Genomic DNA, 16,803 nt, shown 5'->3' with positions numbered 1-16,803 from the left:
CGAGCTCTCCCGGGGTCAAAGGGGCGGAGCCCCTTGTAAGGACGGGACGGGTAGGGGCGGCGGGGGCGAGGAAAAGAGGGTACGGAAAGGGCCCCGTACCGGTGGGGTACGGGGCCCTTCGATGTGGTGTGAAGCCGGAGGCTACGGGAGCTGGGCCGCACGCGCCTCGCGGCGGTTGTCGCGGAAGTTGTTCACCCGGCGAGCCGTCGCGAACAACGGAATCACCGCCCCCATCACGAGCTGCAACGCACACCCCGTCTGCAACAGCAACTGCCCGCTCGGCGCATCGAACGCCCACCCCGCCAGCAGCCCCATCGACAGCACGATCCAGCCCAGCATGGCACCCGCCAGGCGCCCCCTCGGCTTCGGGTACTCGACCCGGCTCACCATCAGCCACGCCGTACCCAGAATCGCCAGCAGCGTCGCGAAGAACGGCAGCTCGAGCAGGACGATGGAGACGACCGTGAGCGCCCCGAACGGCGAGGGCATGCCCTGGAACATGCCGTCCTTCAGCGTCACGCACGAGAACCGCGCGAGCCGCAGCACCACCGCCAGCAACACCACGATGCCACCGACCGCGGCCACTCTCTGGTGCGCGTCGTCGGCGACCATGCCGTACACCAGCACGAAGTACGCCGGCGCGAGCCCGAAGCTGATGAGGTCGGAGAGGTTGTCCAGCTCCGCGCCCATCGGAGAGGAGCGCAGCTTGCGGGCGACGAGACCGTCGAACAGGTCGAAGACGGCCGCGCACAGCATCAGGATCACCGCGGTCGCCGCGCTGTGGCGGGCCATGCCCGCCGACTCGTCGCTGCCCGTGAGGTGCGGAATCAGGATGCCGGTGGTGGTGAAGTACACCGCCATGAAGCCGCACGTGGCGTTGCCGAGGGTGAGCGTGTCCGCTATCGACAGGCGCAGCGAGAGGGGCATCTCCTCCTCGTCGTCCACGTCGGCGGCCTCCGGCACCCAGCCGGCCTGGGTCTGCGGGTCAATCACGGTCAATGCGAGTCACCCCAGCCACGGTCTTCTGTCCGACCTCGACGGCCACCTCGACGCCCTCGGGCAGATAGATGTCGACGCGCGAGCCGAACCGGATCAGCCCGATCCGCTCGCCCTGCTCGACCTTGGTGCCCTGCGGCAGGTAGGGGACGATCCGACGGGCGACGGCACCGGCGATCTGGATCATCTCGATGTCACCGAGCTCGGTGTCGAAGTGCCAGACCACCCGCTCGTTGTTCTCGCTCTCCTTGTTGAAAGCGGGAACGAAGCCGCCGGGGATGTGCTCGACGGACGTCACCGTGCCGGCCAGCGGGGCCCGGTTCACGTGCACGTTCAGCGGGCTCATGAAAATCGCGACGCGGGTGCGCCCGTCCTTCCACGGCATGATGCTCTGCACCACACCGTCGGCGGGAGAGATGACCCTGCCGGGAGCGATCTCCCGCTCGGGGTCCCGGAAGAACCACAGCATGCCCGCCGCGAGAGCGGTGGCGGGCACCGCCACGGCCCGGGCGGCGCCGGAGCGGCGCGACCGGGCGAGGCTGAGGGCTGCGGTGGCAACGGTCGGGAGGAGCCACGGCGATGCTCCGCGCGCGAGGCGTGTGCCGACCAGGCTGTCGCGAGGTGCAGAGGTTTGGCTGTGGGGCATGGATGACCTTCGTAGCGGATGAATGCCGCGCTGCGTGAGGGGGACGGCGGCTTTCCGGCGATCGTAGCGGCTCAGGGTCACAACTGGGTAAGCCGGGAAGCCGAGTCGGCGGCCGAGAAGGGTTGACGGGGTGTGATCCTCTTCCCCAAGAAAACACCCCCAACCCGGACAATCATCCTGGCATCAGCCCTGGAATCGATACTCCTCGAGCAGCCTGCGCCCGATGATCATTTTCTGGATTTCGGCGGTACCCTCACCGATCAGCAGCATCGGTGCCTCCCGGTAGAGCCGCTCGATCTCGTACTCCTTGGAGAAGCCGTAGCCGCCGTGGATCCGGAAGGCGTCCTCCACGACCTCCTTGCAGTACTCCGAGGCGAGGTACTTCGCCATTCCCGCCTCGAGATCGTTTCGTTCCCCCGAATCCTTTTTGCGTGCCGCGTTCACCATCATCGCATGCGCGGCCTCCACCTTGGTGGCCATCTCCGCCAGTTTGAACTGGATGGCCTGGTGGTGGGCGATCGGCTTGCCGAACGTGTGCCGCTGCTGCGCGTAGTCGATCCCCAGCTCGAAGGCCCGCTGGGCGACCCCGCAGCCGCGGGCGGCGACGTTGACCCGGCCCACCTCGACGCCGTCCATCATCTGGTAGAAGCCCCGGCCGGTGACCCCGCCGAGCACGCGGTCGGCCGGCACCCGCAGGCCGTCCATGATCAGCTCGGTGGTGTCGACGCCCTTGTAGCCCATCTTCTCGATCTTGCCCGGAATGGTCAGACCGGGACGGACCTCGCCGAAGCCGGGCTCCTTCTCCACCAGGAACGTCGTCATCGACTTGTGCGGGGCCGTGCCCTCGGGGTGGCCTTCGTCACTCCGGACGAGAACGGCCACCAGCGTGGACGAGCCGCCGTTGGTGAGCCACATCTTCTGGCCGTTCAGGACGTACTCCTCCCCGTCCTTGACAGCCTTCGACGTGATCGCCGACACGTCGGAGCCCAGCCCCGGCTCCGACATCGAGAAGGCGCCGCGGGTCTCGCCCAGCGCCATCTTCGGCAGGAAGTACTCCTTCTGCTCCCGCGTGCCGTGCTGCTTGAGCATGTACGCCACGATGAAGTGCGTGTTGATGATGCCGGAGACCGACATCCAGCCGCGGGCGATCTCCTCCACGCACAGCGCGTACGTGAGCAGCGACTCGCCCAGCCCCCCGTACTCCTCGTCGATCATCAGCCCGAAGAGGCCCAGCTCCTTGAGGCCGTCGACGATTCTCTGCGGGTACTCGTCGCGGTGCTCCAGCTCGGTGGCGACCGGGATGATCTCCTTGTCGACAAAGTCCCTGACGGTGGAGAGGATCTCCTGCTGGACGTCGGTGAGACCGGCGGTCCGGGCGAGTCGCGCCATGGCTACTTCCCCTGTTCCTTCAGTACCGGGCGGCCGGGCTGCTCGCCGCCGCGCTCCTTGATGTACGTCCCGGTGGGCACCATCACCTTGCGGCGGAAGACGCACACCAGGGTGCCGTCCTGCTTGTAGCCCCTGGTCTCGACGTGCACGATGCCGCGGTCGTTCTTCGACTTCGAGGGCCGCTTGTCCAGCACGGTCGTCTCGCCGTAGAGCGTGTCGCCGTGGAAGGTCGGCGCCACGTGCCGGAGCGACTCGATCTCCAGGTTGGCGATCGCCTTGCCGGACACGTCCGGGACGGACATGCCCAGCAGGAGTGAGTAGATGTAGTTGCCGACCACCACGTTCCTGCCGAAGTCGGTGGTCTCCTCGGCGTAGTGCGCGTCCAGGTGGAGCGGGTGGTGGTTCATGGTGAGCAGGCAGAACATGTGGTCGTCATACTCGGTGACCGTCTTGCCGGGCCAGTGCTTGTAGACCGCGCCGACCTCGAACTCCTCGAAAGTGCGTCCGAACTGCATCGCGCTGAGGCCTTTCTAGTCGGTGGGCGTCTCGAACTTCGACGTGCGGGTCATGCCGGCCGCCCGCCCCTTGCCGGAGACGACCAGCGCCATCTTGCGGCTGGCCTCGTCGATCATCTCGTCGCCGAGCATCGCGGAGCCCTTCTTGCCGCCCGCCTCGGACGTGTAGTAGTCGTACGCGTCCAGGATCAGCTCGGCGTGGTCGTAGTCCTCCTGGGAGGGCGAGAAGATCTCGTTGGACGCCTCGACCTGGCCCGGGTGCAGCACCCACTTGCCGTCGAAACCGAGGGCCGCGGCGCGCCGCGCGACCTCGCGGTAGCCGTCGACGTTGCGGATCTGGAGGTAGGGGCCGTCGATCGCCTGGAGGTCGTTGGCGCGGGCCGCCATCAGGATCTTCATCAGGATGAAGTGGTAGGCGTCCGCCGGGTAACCGGGCGGCTGCTCGCCCACGACCAGGGACTTCATGTTGATGGACGCCATGAAGTCGGCCGGACCGAAGATGATCGTCTCGATGCGCGGGGACGCCTCGGCGATCGCGTTGACGTTGTTCAGGCCCCGCGCGTTCTCGATCTGCGCCTCGATGCCGATACGGCCGACCTCGAAGCCCATCGTCTTCTCGATCTGGGTCAGGAGGAGGTCGAGCGCGACGATCTGCGCCGCGTCCTGGACCTTCGGGAGCATGATGCAGTCCAGGTTCGGGCCCGCGCCCTCCACCACCGTCACGACATCGCGGTACGTCCACTCCGTCGTCCAGTCGTTGACCCGCACCACCCGGGTCTTGCCCGTCCAGTCGCCCTCGTTGAGGAACTTCACGATGGTGTGCCGCGCGTCGGGCTTGGCCAGCGGGGCGCACGCGTCCTCCAGATCCAGGAAGACCTGGTCCGCCGGGAGGCCCTGCGCCTTCTCCAGGAAGCGGGGATTGCTTCCGGGAACGGCCAGGCAGGAGCGGCGGGGGCGGAGCCGGTTGACGGTCGTCATGCGGGGACCTCCAGGGGGTCGGGCCGGGGCTCGGGCTGTGGTTCGAGCAGGGGTTCGAGCTGGTTCGCGTGCCGGATCTCGTCGACGATACGGCCGATGATCCCGGTGATGTCGAAGTCCTTCGGGGTGAAGACCGCGGCCACTCCCGCGGCCCGCAGTTTCTCGGCGTCGGCGTGCGGGATGATCCCGCCGGCGATCACCGGGATGTCGGCCGCGCCGGCCGCGCGCAGCCGCTCAAGGACGTCCGGCACGAGTCGCGCGTGCGAACCGGAGAGGGCGGACAGGCCCACCGCGTGCACGTCCTCGGCGAGGGCCGCGTCCACGATCTGCTCGGGGGTGAGCCGGATGCCCTGGTACACCACCTCGAAGCCGGCGTCCCGGGCCCGTACGGCGATCTGCTCGGCCCCGTTGGAGTGCCCGTCCAGGCCGGGCTTGCCGACCAGGAACCGCAGCTTGCCGACGCCGAGGTCACGCGCGGTCAGCTCGACCCGGCGGCGCACCCGCGACAGGGCCGAGCCCTCCTCCGCCGCGACCGCGACCGGGGCGGACGAGACCCCGGTCGGCGCCCGGAACTCGCCGAACACCTCGCGCAGCGCCCCGGCCCACTCGCCGGTCGTCACCCCGGCGCGGGCGCACTCCAGGGTGGCCGCCATGAGGTTGTCGGTGCCCTTGGCGGCCTCCCGCAGCTTCTCCAGCGCCTTGCAGGGGCGTGTGTGGTTGAACGGCGGCTGGTAACGGGTGTCCCGCCACTGCCGGAGCGCGGCGACGACCCGGGCCTCCACCGCCGGGTCCACCGTCTGGACCGCGGTGTCCAGATCGGCGGTGAGCGGGCTGGGCTCGGTGCCCTCGAAGGCGTTGACGCCGACGATCTTCTCCTCGCCCGACTCGATCCGGGCCCGCCGCTCGGCGTGCGAGGCGACCAGCTGCGACTTGAGGTAACCCGACTCGACGGCGGCCATCGCCCCGCCCATCTCCTGGATCCGCTCGATCTCCGCGGACGCCGCCCCGACCAGCTCGTCGACCTTCGCGCCGATCACCGTCGACCCCTCGAAGAGGTCCTCGTACTCCAGCAGGTCGCTCTCGTGCGCCAGCACCTGCTGGATGCGCAGCGACCACTGCTGGTCCCAGGGCCGGGGCAGCCCCAGCGCCTCGTTCCAGGCGGGGAGCTGCACGGCACGCGCGCGTGCGTCCTTGGAAAGGGTCACCGCCAGCATCTCCAGCACGATCCGCTGGACGTTGTTCTCCGGCTGGGCCTCGGTCAGCCCCAGGGAGTTGACCTGGACTCCGTACCGGAAACGGCGGTGCTTGGGGTCCTCGATGCCGTACCGCTCACGGGTGACGCGGTCCCAGATGCGGGTGAAGGCCCGCATCTTGCACATCTCCTCGACGAAGCGGACGCCCGCGTTCACGAAGAAGGAGATCCGGCCGACGACGTCGCCCATGCGCTCCTGCGGCACCTGGCCGCCGTCGCGCACCGCGTCCAGGACGGCGATCGCGGTGGACATCGCGTACGCGATCTCCTGCACCGGCGTGGCGCCCGCCTCCTGGAGGTGGTAGCTACAGATGTTGATGGGGTTCCACTTGGGCAGGTGGGACACGGTGTACGCGATCATGTCCGTCGTCAGCCGGAGGGAGGGGCCCGGCGGGAAGACGTGCGTCCCCCGGGACAGGTACTCCTTGACGATGTCGTTCTGCGTCGTGCCCTGGAGCTTGGTGACGTCCGCGCCCTGTTCCTCCGCGACGACCTGGTAGAGCGCCAGCAGCCACATCGCGGTGGCGTTGATCGTCATCGAGGTGTTCATCTGCTCCAGCGGGATGTCCTGGAACAGCCGGCGCATGTCACCGAGGTGCGCGACCGGCACCCCGACCCGGCCCACCTCGCCGCGGGCGAGGACGTGGTCGGGGTCGTAGCCGGTCTGCGTCGGCAGGTCGAACGCGACCGACAGTCCGGTCTGGCCCTTGGCGAGGTTGCGCCGGTACAGCGCGTTGGACGCCTCGGCGGTGGAGTGACCGGCGTACGTGCGCATGAGCCACGGCCGGTCCTTGTGACGTTCACTCATGTGCGCCTCCTAGATGTTCCGGAAGCGGTTGATGGCATCGGCGTGCCGGGCGCGCTTCTCCTCGTCGCGCACGCCGAGCCCCTCCTCGGGCGCCAGGCACAGCACGCCGACCTTGCCCTGGTGGAGGTTGCGGTGCACGTCGTACGCCGCCTGGCCGGTGTCCTCCAGCGGGTACACCTTGGACAGCGTCGGGTGGATCTTCCCCTTCGCGATGAGCCGGTTGGCCTCCCAGGCCTCGCGGTAGTTGGCGAAGTGCGAGCCGATGATCCGCTTCAGGGACATCCACAGATAGCGGTTGTCGTACTGGTGCAGATAGCCCGAGGTCGAGGCGCAGGTGGTGATGGTGCCGCCCTTGCGGGTGACGTAGACGCTGGCACCGAAGGTCTCGCGGCCGGGGTGCTCGAAGACGATGTCGATGTCCTCGCCGCCGGTGAGTTCGCGGATGCGCTTACCGAACCGCTTCCACTCCTTGGGGTCCTGGGTGTGCTCGTCCTTCCAGAACCGGTAGTCCTCGGCATTGCGGTCGATGATCGCCTCGGCACCCATGGACCGGCAGATCTCCGCCTTCTGCGGCGAGGAGACGACACAGACCGGGGTGGCGCCGCCGGCCAGCGCGAACTGCGTGGCGTAGGAGCCGAGTCCGCCGCTCGCGCCCCAGATGAGCACGTTGTCGCCCTGCTTCATGCCGGCGCCGTTGCGGGAGACGAGCTGCCGGTAGGCGGTGGAGTTGACGAGGCCGGGGGCGGCGGCCTCCTCCCAGCTGAGGTGGTCCGGCTTGGGCATCAGCTGGTTGGACTTGACGAGCGCGACCTCGGCGAGGCCGCCGAAGTTGGTCTCGAAGCCCCAGATGCGCTGCTCGGGGTCGAGCATCGTGTCGTTGTGGCCGTCGGAGGACTCCAGTTCCACCGACAGGCAGTGCGCGACGACCTCGTCGCCGGGCTTCCAGGAGTTGACGCCGGGGCCGGTGCGCAGGACGACGCCGGCGAGGTCGGAGCCGATGACGTGGTACGGCAGGTCGTGGCGCTTGGTGAGCTCGCTGACGCGGCCGTAGCGCTCCAGGAAGGCGAAGGTGGAGAGCGGCTCGAAGATCGACGTCCACACCGAGTTGTAGTTGACCGAGGAGGCCATCACGGCGACCAGGGCCTCGCCCGGGCCGAGTTCGGGGAGCGGGACGTCGTCCAGGTGGAGCGACTTGCGGGGGTCCTTGTCGCGGGTGTCGAGGCCCTCGAACATGTCCGTCTCGTCCTTGTGCACGGTCATCGCGCGGTACGAGTCGGGGAGCGGGAGTGCGGCGTAGTCGGCGGACGTGGCCGTCCCCGACTGGATCGCGTCCAGGATTTCCTTCACGGTGTGCCTCCGGCGAGATGGCGTTCTGGGGGAGGGGTGCCGTCGGTTCGGCGAGGGGTGTGGGTGTGCGCGGGTGGCGCGGGGGTGCGAGGGGGTGCGGAGTGTGCGAAGTGAGCCTGTGACGCAGGCGTCCGGGCGGGCGGCGGGGCCGCCGGGGACAGGCCGGCGTGGCGGGGGTTGCCGCCGTGCGCGGTCGCTCGGACATGTCCAACGTATGGCACGGTGTGCCAGGGCGCAAGGCACGGAGTGCCAAGAAATGGTCTCAGGTGAATTTTTCTGCGCTCAGGTGAGCGATGATCGATCAGAGGGGGCGGGGGAGTGGGCAGCGGGGGGTGCGGGTTCGCGTGCGCGGGTTTCTCGCCCCCGCCGCCCCTGCCCGTTCCCGTCCCCCGGGGGCTCCGCCCCCGGACCCCCGTGGGGTGCGTTGTCGGGTGCGGGTGCGTCGTGGCTGGTCGCGCAGTTCCCCGCGCCCCTACTGCGGCGCGGGTGGGCGCAGCGGCGCCCGGCGGGCGCCGGTGAGCGGAGCCGCCGTGACGGTCACCCCGGCGCCGGGTGCCCAGTGGTCGTGGGGTGTCAGCGGCGGGCCTGGAGGGCCGCTTCGATCGTGCGCATGACCTCGTCGAGGGGGGCGTCCGTGCGGGCCACCGTGACCAGGACCTCGCCCTGCGCGGCCGTGGTCGCCGGGGGAGCCGCGGGCGGCGCCGTGTCGCGGCCGGCGCCGATCCCCGTGCCGAACGTCCGCCGGACGATCGCGAACGCGTGGTCGAGCTGCGACTCCACGTCGCCCTTGCCGTCCGCCCGCAGCCAGCGGCGCAGTACGTGGTTGTGGGCGGTGACCACCGCCGACGCCGCGACCTCCGCCAGCAGCGGGTCGTCGTATCCGTCGTCCGCGTGCGCCCGCTCGTCGAAGTGGCCCAGCAGATAGCGCGTGAACAGCCGCTCGTAGCGGGCGACCGACGCGATCTCCGCCTCCCGCAGCGTCGGCACCTCGCGGGTCAGTCGGTAGCGGGCCACCGAGATCTCCGGCTGGGCCGCGTACATCCGCATGACTTCCTTGATGCCGCGGCACACCGTGTCGAGCGGGTGCTCGTGCGCGGGAGCGGCGTTGAGCACCGCCTCGGCGCGGACCAGGGTGTCGTCGTGATCGGGGAAGATCGCCTCTTCCTTGGAGCGGAAGTGCCGGAAGAAGGTCCGGCGGGCGACCCCGGCGGCCGCCGCGATCTCGTCGACCGTGGTCGCTTCGTACCCCTTCGTGGAGAAGAGCTCCATGGCCGCCGCGGCCAACTCGCGGCGCATCTTCAGCCGCTGGGCGGCGGCGCGGCTGCCGGCGGCGCTCTCCGGCGCGTCGGTCGAGGCGGCGATACGTGAGGACTTGGCGGACTGGGGCATGCCCCGAACGTACTGCATGTGCGCAGCTTGGTGGGCATGTCCCCGGTTTACCGGCCCTCCGGGAGGCGGGTGCGGGGGCCGGGACGGGGCGGCCGGATCGAGCAGTCCGCCCCACTCCCGTCCCGCCGGGAACCGGCCGTCGGGGCACTCCGTGCCACCCGCGCCGGGCCGCACGGCCTCCGATCGCTCACGCCCCGGCCGCTCACGCTCCGGCCGCTCACGCTCCGGCCGCTCACGCTCCGGCCGCTCACGCTCCGGCCGCTCACGCTGCGGCCGGTCAGCGCCGGGCATGTTCGCGGAAGCCGCGGCCCGTCTTGCGGCCGAGGCAGCCCGCGGCCACCAGATGCTCCAGGAGCGGCGCGGGCGCCAGGCCCGGGTCGCGGAACTCGCGGTGCAGGACCTTCTCGATGGCCAGGGACACATCCAGCCCCACCACGTCGAGCAGTTCGAACGGGCCCATCGGGTAGCCGCCGCCCAGCTTCATCGCGGCGTCGATGTCGTCGAGCGTCGCGTAGTGCTCCTGCACCATCTTCACCGCGTTGTTCAGATAAGGGAACAGCAGCGCGTTGACGATGAAGCCGGCCCGGTCGCCGCAGTCCACCGGGTGCTTGCGCAGATGCGCGCAGACCTCGCGGACGGTGGCGTGCGTCTCGTCCGAGGTCAGCACCGTGCGGACCACCTCGACCAGCTTCATCGCCGGGGCCGGGTTGAAGAAGTGCATGCCGATCACGGACTGCGGGCGCGAGGTGGCGCGGGCGCAGGCGACGACCGGCAGCGAGGAGGTGGTGGTGGCCAGCACCGCGCCCGGCTTGCACACCTTGTCCAGCGTGGTGAAGAGCTGCTTCTTGACCTCCAGGTCCTCGGTCACCGCCTCCACCGCGAGGTCGACGTCCGCGAAGGCGTCCAGGGAGTCGGCCGGGGTGATCCGGTCCAGGGCCGCTGCGGCCGCCTCCACCGTCATCCGGCCCTTGTCCACCGAGCGGGAGAGCGACGTGCCGATCCTGGCCCGCGCGGCTGCCGCCTTCTCCTCGGTGCGGGCGGCGAGGACGACGTCGTAACCGGCCTTGGCGAACACCTCGGCGATCCCGGACGCCATGGTGCCGCTGCCGGCCACACCCACCGCGCGGACGGGGCGGGCGGTGCCGGTGGCCGGGCCGCCGGCCAGCGGGGTCAGCGCGTCCCGTACGACCGTGCCGCTGCCGGGCGCCTCGTAGGTGTAGAAGCCGCGGCCCGACTTGCGGCCGGTCAGCCCCGCCTCGCTGAGCTGGCGCAGGACGGGCGCGGGGGCGTGCAGCCGGTCGCGCGAGGCGGCGTACATCGCCTCCAGGACCGTACGCGCGGTGTCCACGCCGATCAGGTCGAGCAGCGCGAGCGGGCCCATCGGCAGGCCGCAGCCCAGCTTCATCGCGGCGTCGATGTCCTCGCGGGAGGCGTACTTCGCCTCGTACATCGCGGCGGCCTGGTTGAGGTACCCGAACAGCAGTCCGTCCGCGACGAAGCCGGGGCGGTCGCCGACCGCGACCGGCTCCTTGCCCAGGTCCAGCGCGAGGTCGGTGACGGCGGCGACGGCCGCGGGGGCAGTGAGCACCGAGGAGACCACCTCGACCAGCCGCATCGCCGGGGCCGGGTTGAAGAAGTGCAGGCCGAGCACGCGCTCGGGGTGCGCGGACTCGGCGGCGAGCCGGGTGACGGAGAGCGCGTTGGTGCCGGTCGCCAGGATCGTCTCCGGGCGCACGACCGCGTCGAGCTCCCGGAACACCTGCTGCTTGATCTCGTACGACTCCGGAACCACCTCGATCACCAGATCGGCGTCGCCCGCCGCCTGGAGGTCGGTGAAGGTGCGGAAGCGCGCGAGGACGTCGCCGCGCCGCTCCTCGGTGAGCCGGCCGCGCGCCACGGAACGGGCGGTGGCGGCCTCCAGGGCGGCGACGGCCCGGGTGGCCGCGGCCTCGCTGATGTCGATGCCGACGACCTCGCGGCCGGCCTGGGCGAGGACCTCGGCGATGCCGGTGCCCATGGTGCCGAGGCCGACGACGGCGACGGTGCGGAGCGGGGACAGGGAGGTGTCGGAGAGGGGAGTGGCCATCGCGGGACTCCAGGAAGGTGGGTGACGACGGGGAACACGCCCGGGTACGCCCGACGGCGCACCGAGTGCGTGCGGAAGGAAGGTGCTGTGCGGAGAGGTGCGGGTGGTGCCGGGTCCGGGCGCGCACGCCCGGCGCCGCCCCGGGGCGTGTGCACGCCCGCGCGACGGCGGTGTCCGACCGGCCCTGTCCCCAGGCCGGGTCGCACCGCGGTGCCCGCGCAGAGGACGGGCACCGAACCGGTTGCTCCGCCCGCACGACGGCTGCGTCACCAAGCCGCCATGCGGAGTCCGACGAGTACCGGAAAAACGAGAAGCCATGCGAGTGGTGACTCGCTCGTCTGAGATTAACTCACCGGTAACGAGCGCGCCAGGCCTTGGGGGTTGCCGGGTTGCCGGGTTGCCGCGTTGGCGGGTCGCCGGGTTGGCGGGTTGGCGGGCCGCTGGGTCGCTGGGTCGCGCTTGTTCCTGATCCGCGTCCCACGTGCGCGGCACCGCGCCTACTCTCTCGTCCATGGACGAAGAGTTGCGATCACTCACGGAGCGCTTACGGCGCGAGGCGGGCGGCGGCCCGGAGTTCGAGCGCCTGGTGACGACCGAGGACCCCGACGACCTCGCGGCCGTCCTCACCGCACCCGGCCGCCCGTTGTGGGCCCGGGAACTCGCCGCCTTCCGCCTCGGCCTGGCCGGCGACCGCCGTGCCTTCGAATCGCTCGTCCTCCTGCTCAACCACCGCGACCCGCCCCGCTGCGCCTCGGCCGCCCACGCCCTGGCCCGCCTCGGCGACCCGCGCACCGCCCGCGCGGCCGCCGCCCTCGCCACCAACGAACTCCGCGTCGCCTACGCCCTGCACCCCGTGCGCCTGCTGACGGAACTGCGCGCCCCCGAGGCCGTACCGGCGCTGATCACCACGCTGCGCCGCCGGCTGCGCCCGCACGACCCGTACCGCCGTGTCGCCCTGGCCTGCGTCGAGGGCCTGGGCACCCTCGGCGACCCCCGCGCCGTCTCCGTCCTGCGCGAGGCCCTGGCCCACCCGGCCCTGGCCGAGGCGGTCGTCCGGGCCCTGGCACGCATCCCGGGCGCCCGGTGAACGCCCCGGCCGACGGGCGCCAACGGCACGCGCGGGGACGGGAGACGGCCTACGAAGCCACGACCGCGAGCGCCTCGATCTCCATCAGGAACTCGGGACGCACCAGCGCGGCGACCTGTATCGCGGAGGCGGCCGGCAGCCGGTCGTCGGGTATGTGGGCGGCGCGGGCCGCGCGGATCGCGGGCATGTGCGCCATGTCCGTGACGAAGAAGGTCAGCTTCACCACGTCGTCGAACGTCGCCCCGGCGGCCGACAGGCAGCGGCGCAGGTTCTCGAAGACCTGACGGGCCTGCGCCCCCGCGTCGCCCTCGCCGACGAGCGTGCCGTCCTCGTCCAGCGCGAGCTGGCCCGAGACGGCCACGAACCGTCCGGTGGCGGCGACGACATGGCTGTACTGGGCGGCGGGGGCGACCCCGGCGGGGGCCGGGAGGCGGGTCGGCTGGCTCATGGGTCCATGGTGGACCATGGGTCCGACAACGCGTCCCGCAGCCCGGCCACCGCCGGTTCCGCGACGGCCGGGCTCAGCCCCGGAAGCCGAGCAGCCCGTGCAGTGCCGCGCCGCGCGAGGGCTTCGAGGCCGCCTCGGATGCCTTGGGTGTCTTCGGCGTCTTCTGTGTCTTGGACGTCGTGGATGTCTTGGATGTCTTGGACGCCTCGGAGGTCGTCTCGGCCGGCAGCGGCTTCGGCGCGGGGAGCGCGGCGCAGGTCGCGTCGGCCTCGCCGCGGCCGTGCGGCACCTTGCCGGTGCGCAGGTACGCCGCCAGACGGTCGTCCAGGCAGGCGTTGCCGCTCAGGGTGATGCCGTGGTTCCCGCCGCCCTCCTCGACGACGAGGCGGGAACCGCGCAGCAGGTGATGCATCGTCACCCCGCCCTCGTACGGCGTGGCCGCGTCGTCGGTGGCCTGGAACAGCAGCACCGGCGGGAGCTTGTCGTTGGCCACGTCGACCGGCTGCTTCGCCCGTGTCGGCCAGAACGCGCACGGGGCGTTGTACCAGGCGTTGTTCCAGACCATGAACGGCGCCTTGGAGTACACCGCCCAGCTGTCCTCGCGCCACCGCTCCCAGTCCCGCGGCCAGCCCGCGTCACGGCACTGGACGGAGGTGTAGACGCTGTAGCCGTTGTCGCCCGCGGCGTCCACCGCGCCGAAGGTCCGGTACGCGTCGACCAGCGCGTCCGCGTCCTTGTCGTGGACGTACGCCGCGAACGCCCCGGCCAGGTAGGGCCAGTAGCCGTCGTAGTAGCCGCCCGGGATGAACGTGTCCTCCAGCTCGGCGGCGCCGACCTTGCCCCCGGCCGGGTGCGCGGCGACCGCCGCCCGCATCGCGTACCACTCGGTCTCGACCCGGGCGGGGTCGGTGCCGAGCCCGTACGTCTCGTCGTGCTCGGCGATCCAGGCCAGGAACGCCCGGTGCCGGTCGTTGAAGGCGTAGTCCTGCTGGAGGTTGTCGTCGTACCAGACGCCCCTGGGGTCCACGATCGAGTCCAGCACCAGCCGCCGGACCCGCTGCGGGTACAGCTTGGCGTAGACGGCGCCCAGATAGGTGCCGTACGAGTACCCGAAATAGTTGATCTTCTTCGCGCCGAGCGCCCGGCGCATCGCGTCCATGTCGCGCGCGGCGCTGACCGTGTCGAGATACGGCAGCAGCTTCTTGTACTTGGCGCCGCACGCCCGCGCGAAGGAGCGTGCGCGGTCGAGGTTCGCCCGCTCGAGCGCGGGCGTGCGCGGCACGGTGTCGGGGCGCACGGGATCGAAGTGCCCCGGCGCGCAGTCCAGCGCCGGCTCGCTCGCGCCCACGCCGCGCGGGTCGAAGCCGATCACGTCGTACTGCGCCGCCACCGCCTTCGGCAGCGAGGAGGCGACGAACCCGGCGAGACTCCGCCCGCTGCCGCCCGGCCCGCCCGGGTTGACCAGCAGCGGGCCCTGGTAGGTGCGCGCGGTGTGCGGGACGCGGGACAGGGCGAGGGTGATCTTCCGCCCGTTCGGCTTCGCGTGGTCGAGCGGCACCTCGAGGGTCGCGCACTGGAGGGTCGGGTAGTCGCCGGTGGCGCACTTCTTCCACGCGAGCTTCGCCGTGCCGGTGGCGCTCGCGCCGGCGGTCGTCACGGCGCGCGGGGCGGCGCTCGCCGCGGCCAGGGCGCCGGCCGGCAGCCCCGCCATCACGACCGCCGCACCGCACAGCACCGCTGCGGTTCTTCTCATGCCGGGCCTCCCAGAACGTGGGGCAGGACGCGGGATCCGCGCCCCCAGGCCGGGGCACGGTCCTCGCCGCATCGTCCCGGGAAGCACGCCCGGAGGAACCCGTTCCGCGGAATTTCAGCCGATCGGGCCGCGGGAAGCGCCCGGCTGCCGCCCGCCTGTCCGCCGTTCGCCCGGGTGCCCTTCGCCTGTCTGCCCTTCGCTCGGCTGTCTCCCGCCCGCGCACCGTCCGCCCGGCTGCCGGCGTCGTCGGCTCAGAGCAAAGAGAGCTGGGTGGGACCGGGGACCACCGTGGGGTCGAGGGCCGGTTCGGACGCGGGCTCGGCGGACTCGGCGGGCCGGATCCGGCGCGGCATTCCCGCGCGCGTGGGGCCGATCCCGTACTCCCGCGCCAGCTCGTGCACCTGACGGGTGATCCGGCGCTGATACCAGGTCGGAGCGTAGGCGCCCGCGGCGTACAGGCGCTCGTAACGGCGCACGAGGTGCGGGTGGTGGTGCTCCAGCCAGGCCATGAACCACTCGCGCGCCCCTGGGCGCAGATGCAGCACCAGGGGCGTCACCGAGGTCGCCCCGGCCGCGGCGATCGCCCGTACGGTGGCCCGCAGCTGGTCGGGACGGTCGCCGAGGAACGGGATGACGGGGGCCATCAGGACCCCGCAGCCGATGCCGTGCTCGCCCAGCACCCGCACGACCTCCAGACGCCGTTCCGGAGCCGGGGTGCCCGGCTCGACCGTGCGCCACAGCGCGGGGTCGGTGAATCCCACGGAGACCGAGATGCCGACGTCGGTGACCTCGGACGCCTGCTTCAGCAGCTCCAGGTCGCGCAGGATCAGCGTGCCCTTGGTGAGGATCGAGAACGGGTTGGCGCGGTCGCGCAGGGCGGCGATGACCCCCGGCATCAGCCGGTAGCGCCCCTCGGCCCGCTGGTAGCAGTCGACATTGGTGCCCATCGCGATGTGCTCGCCGCCCCAGCGCGGCGAGGCCAGCTGCCGGCGCAGCAGCTCGGGCGCGTTGACCTTCACCACGATCTGCGAGTCGAAGCCGATTCCCGTGTCGAGGTCCAGATAGCTGTGCGTCTTGCGGGCGAAGCAGTACACGCACGCGTGCGCGCAGCCCCGGTACGGGTTGACCGTCCATTCGAACGGCATGCGCGAGGCGCCCGGTACCCGGTTCACGATCGAACGGGCGCGCACCTCGTGGAACGTGATCCCGCGGAACTCGGGGGTGTCGAACGTGCGTGTGGTCACCGCGTCCGCGTGGAACAGCGCGGCGTCGCGGGCGCGGTCCCCGGTGGGATCGCGGGTGAGGTTCTCCCAGCGCATGGCGCCTCCTCGGGTAGTGCTGCGTCCACAGAATAGAACATACGTTCCCTTGATCGGGGGAGCGGGGTCGTTCGTGTGTTCGATATTCGAAGGAGGTGGTCCCGGCCTGGGGCTTTTCCGGTGGATTCGCGCTCCCGTCCGGCGTGGCGGACGGCGCGTGCGCCGGAGCGCGGGCGCGTACGGTCCCGGTCCGCGTCCGCCCGCGGCTCCGGGTGTGGTGGGATTGGCCGTACCCCCGTCACATGTACAGGAAGAGGAACGTCATGGCGCAGGTCGAGGCCACCACCGAGCGGGTCATCGCTGCGGACGCGGAGAAGGTGTTCGACTCCCTGGCCGACTACACCGGCACGCGCGCGAAGCTGCTGCCCGAGCACTTCAGCGAGTACGAGGTGCGCGAGGGCGGCGACGGCGAGGGCACCCTCGTCCACTGGAAGCTCCAGGCCACGAGCAAGCGGGTGCGCGACTGCCTGCTGGAGGTCAGCGAGCCGACGGACGGGGAGCTGGTCGAGAAGGACCGCAACTCGTCCATGGTGACGACGTGGCGGGTGACGCCGGCGGGTGAGGGGCGGGCGCGGGTCGTCGTCACGACGACGTGGAACGGGGCGGGGGGTATCGGCGGGTTCTTCGAGAAGACGTTCGCGCCGAAGGGGCTGGGTCGCATCTATGACGCGGTGCTCGCGCGGCTCGCCGCGGAGACGGAGAAGTAGGGGGTAGCTCCCTGCCCTTGAGGCGGCTGGTCGTGCCCACGCGGCGGAGCCGCGGATCGACACAGTCCCGTGCCCCTCACCGG

The 16,803-nt window shown here is 71.2% G+C and carries 14 protein-coding genes; 2 read left to right on the top strand and 12 right to left on the bottom strand.

What is annotated here, in order from left to right; all coding sequences use genetic code 11:
* Positions 1-141: 141 nt before the first annotated feature.
* The 9 genes from pssA to IO29_RS32460 form a co-directional block, all read right to left on the bottom strand.
* Positions 142-963 (bottom strand): CDP-diacylglycerol--serine O-phosphatidyltransferase, encoded by an 822-nt coding sequence (gene pssA, locus IO29_RS32500; RefSeq protein WP_030378302.1) that lies wholly within the window; start codon positions 961-963, stop codon positions 142-144.
* A gap of 22 nt (positions 964-985) precedes the next feature.
* Positions 986-1,642, bottom strand: coding sequence for a phosphatidylserine decarboxylase (locus IO29_RS32495; RefSeq protein WP_030378303.1), 657 nt, complete (start codon positions 1,640-1,642; stop codon positions 986-988).
* A 183-nt stretch (positions 1,643-1,825) separates the two neighbouring features.
* Positions 1,826-3,031: an acyl-CoA dehydrogenase family protein gene (locus tag IO29_RS32490; protein WP_030378304.1), complete on the bottom strand. Its 1,206-nt coding sequence runs from the start codon at positions 3,029-3,031 to the stop codon at positions 1,826-1,828.
* 2 nt (positions 3,032-3,033) lie between these two features.
* A complete protein-coding gene (locus IO29_RS32485) occupies positions 3,034-3,546 on the bottom strand; it encodes a MaoC family dehydratase (RefSeq protein ID WP_030378305.1) in 513 nt (170 codons plus the stop codon).
* 15 nt (positions 3,547-3,561) lie between these two features.
* On the bottom strand, positions 3,562-4,524 hold the full coding sequence (locus tag IO29_RS32480) for an HpcH/HpaI aldolase/citrate lyase family protein (protein ID WP_030378306.1): 963 nt from the start codon (positions 4,522-4,524) through the stop codon (positions 3,562-3,564).
* Complete coding sequence (locus tag IO29_RS32475) at positions 4,521-6,584, bottom strand: protein meaA (protein ID WP_051707255.1); 2,064 nt, start codon at positions 6,582-6,584, stop codon at positions 4,521-4,523. Before IO29_RS32475 ends, IO29_RS32480 begins: the two co-directional genes overlap by 4 nt.
* 9 nt (positions 6,585-6,593) lie before the next feature.
* Positions 6,594-7,931: a crotonyl-CoA carboxylase/reductase gene (gene ccrA, locus IO29_RS32470; RefSeq protein ID WP_030378308.1), complete on the bottom strand. Its 1,338-nt coding sequence runs from the start codon at positions 7,929-7,931 to the stop codon at positions 6,594-6,596.
* A 573-nt stretch (positions 7,932-8,504) separates the two neighbouring features.
* A complete protein-coding gene (locus IO29_RS32465; protein WP_033224573.1) occupies positions 8,505-9,320 on the bottom strand; it encodes a TetR family transcriptional regulator in 816 nt (271 codons plus the stop codon).
* 277 nt (positions 9,321-9,597) lie between these two features.
* Positions 9,598-11,406: a 3-hydroxyacyl-CoA dehydrogenase family protein gene (locus IO29_RS32460; protein WP_030378310.1), complete on the bottom strand. Its 1,809-nt coding sequence runs from the start codon at positions 11,404-11,406 to the stop codon at positions 9,598-9,600.
* A 511-nt stretch (positions 11,407-11,917) separates the two neighbouring features.
* On the opposite strand from IO29_RS32460, the gene IO29_RS32455 reads away from it, so the two are divergent.
* Positions 11,918-12,493 (top strand): adenylosuccinate lyase, encoded by a 576-nt coding sequence (locus tag IO29_RS32455; RefSeq protein WP_030378311.1) that lies wholly within the window; start codon positions 11,918-11,920, stop codon positions 12,491-12,493.
* Between the two features lie 49 nt (positions 12,494-12,542).
* Here IO29_RS32455 and IO29_RS32450 read toward each other — a convergent pair whose 3' ends face one another.
* The 3 genes from IO29_RS32450 to IO29_RS32440 all read right to left on the bottom strand — a co-directional run bounded on the left by IO29_RS32450 (position 12,543) and on the right by IO29_RS32440 (position 16,013).
* Positions 12,543-12,941 (bottom strand): RidA family protein, encoded by a 399-nt coding sequence (locus IO29_RS32450; protein WP_030378312.1) that lies wholly within the window; start codon positions 12,939-12,941, stop codon positions 12,543-12,545.
* 73 nt (positions 12,942-13,014) lie between these two features.
* Entirely contained in the window at positions 13,015-14,694 is a 1,680-nt protein-coding gene (locus IO29_RS32445; RefSeq protein WP_030378313.1) for an alpha/beta hydrolase, read from the bottom strand.
* A 251-nt stretch (positions 14,695-14,945) separates the two neighbouring features.
* Positions 14,946-16,013: an Rv2578c family radical SAM protein gene (locus IO29_RS32440; protein WP_030378314.1), complete on the bottom strand. Its 1,068-nt coding sequence runs from the start codon at positions 16,011-16,013 to the stop codon at positions 14,946-14,948.
* A gap of 263 nt (positions 16,014-16,276) precedes the next feature.
* Here IO29_RS32440 and IO29_RS32435 point away from each other — a divergent pair, with 263 nt between their 5' ends.
* Complete coding sequence (locus IO29_RS32435; protein ID WP_030378315.1) at positions 16,277-16,720, top strand: SRPBCC family protein; 444 nt, start codon at positions 16,277-16,279, stop codon at positions 16,718-16,720.
* Positions 16,721-16,803 lie beyond the last annotated feature (83 nt).

Origin of the sequence: Streptomyces sp. NRRL F-6676 (assembly GCF_000725625.1) — a bacterium.
Taxonomy (GTDB): domain Bacteria; phylum Actinomycetota; class Actinomycetes; order Streptomycetales; family Streptomycetaceae; genus Streptomyces.
Note: the sequence above shows the minus strand (reverse complement) of the source record. Positions and strands in the feature narration are given on the sequence as shown.

What these genes read in the sequence shown, in the direction of transcription:
- IO29_RS32465 (WP_033224573.1), bottom strand. Translation starts at nt 9,320, where the DNA reads ATGCCCCAGTCCGCCAAGTCCTCACGTATCGCCGCCTCGACCGACGCG.
- IO29_RS32440 (WP_030378314.1), bottom strand. Translation starts at nt 16,013, where the DNA reads ATGCGCTGGGAGAACCTCACCCGCGATCCCACCGGGGACCGCGCCCGC.
- IO29_RS32480 (WP_030378306.1), bottom strand. Translation starts at nt 4,524, where the DNA reads ATGACGACCGTCAACCGGCTCCGCCCCCGCCGCTCCTGCCTGGCCGTT.
- IO29_RS32490 (WP_030378304.1), bottom strand. Translation starts at nt 3,031, where the DNA reads ATGGCGCGACTCGCCCGGACCGCCGGTCTCACCGACGTCCAGCAGGAG.
- IO29_RS32455 (WP_030378311.1), top strand. Translation starts at nt 11,918, where the DNA reads ATGGACGAAGAGTTGCGATCACTCACGGAGCGCTTACGGCGCGAGGCG.
- IO29_RS32495 (WP_030378303.1), bottom strand. Translation starts at nt 1,642, where the DNA reads ATGCCCCACAGCCAAACCTCTGCACCTCGCGACAGCCTGGTCGGCACA.
- IO29_RS32450 (WP_030378312.1), bottom strand. Translation starts at nt 12,941, where the DNA reads ATGAGCCAGCCGACCCGCCTCCCGGCCCCCGCCGGGGTCGCCCCCGCC.
- IO29_RS32445 (WP_030378313.1), bottom strand. Translation starts at nt 14,694, where the DNA reads ATGAGAAGAACCGCAGCGGTGCTGTGCGGTGCGGCGGTCGTGATGGCG.
- IO29_RS32485 (WP_030378305.1), bottom strand. Translation starts at nt 3,546, where the DNA reads ATGCAGTTCGGACGCACTTTCGAGGAGTTCGAGGTCGGCGCGGTCTAC.
- IO29_RS32475 (WP_051707255.1), bottom strand. Translation starts at nt 6,584, where the DNA reads ATGAGTGAACGTCACAAGGACCGGCCGTGGCTCATGCGCACGTACGCC.
- IO29_RS32435 (WP_030378315.1), top strand. Translation starts at nt 16,277, where the DNA reads ATGGCGCAGGTCGAGGCCACCACCGAGCGGGTCATCGCTGCGGACGCG.
- IO29_RS32460 (WP_030378310.1), bottom strand. Translation starts at nt 11,406, where the DNA reads ATGGCCACTCCCCTCTCCGACACCTCCCTGTCCCCGCTCCGCACCGTC.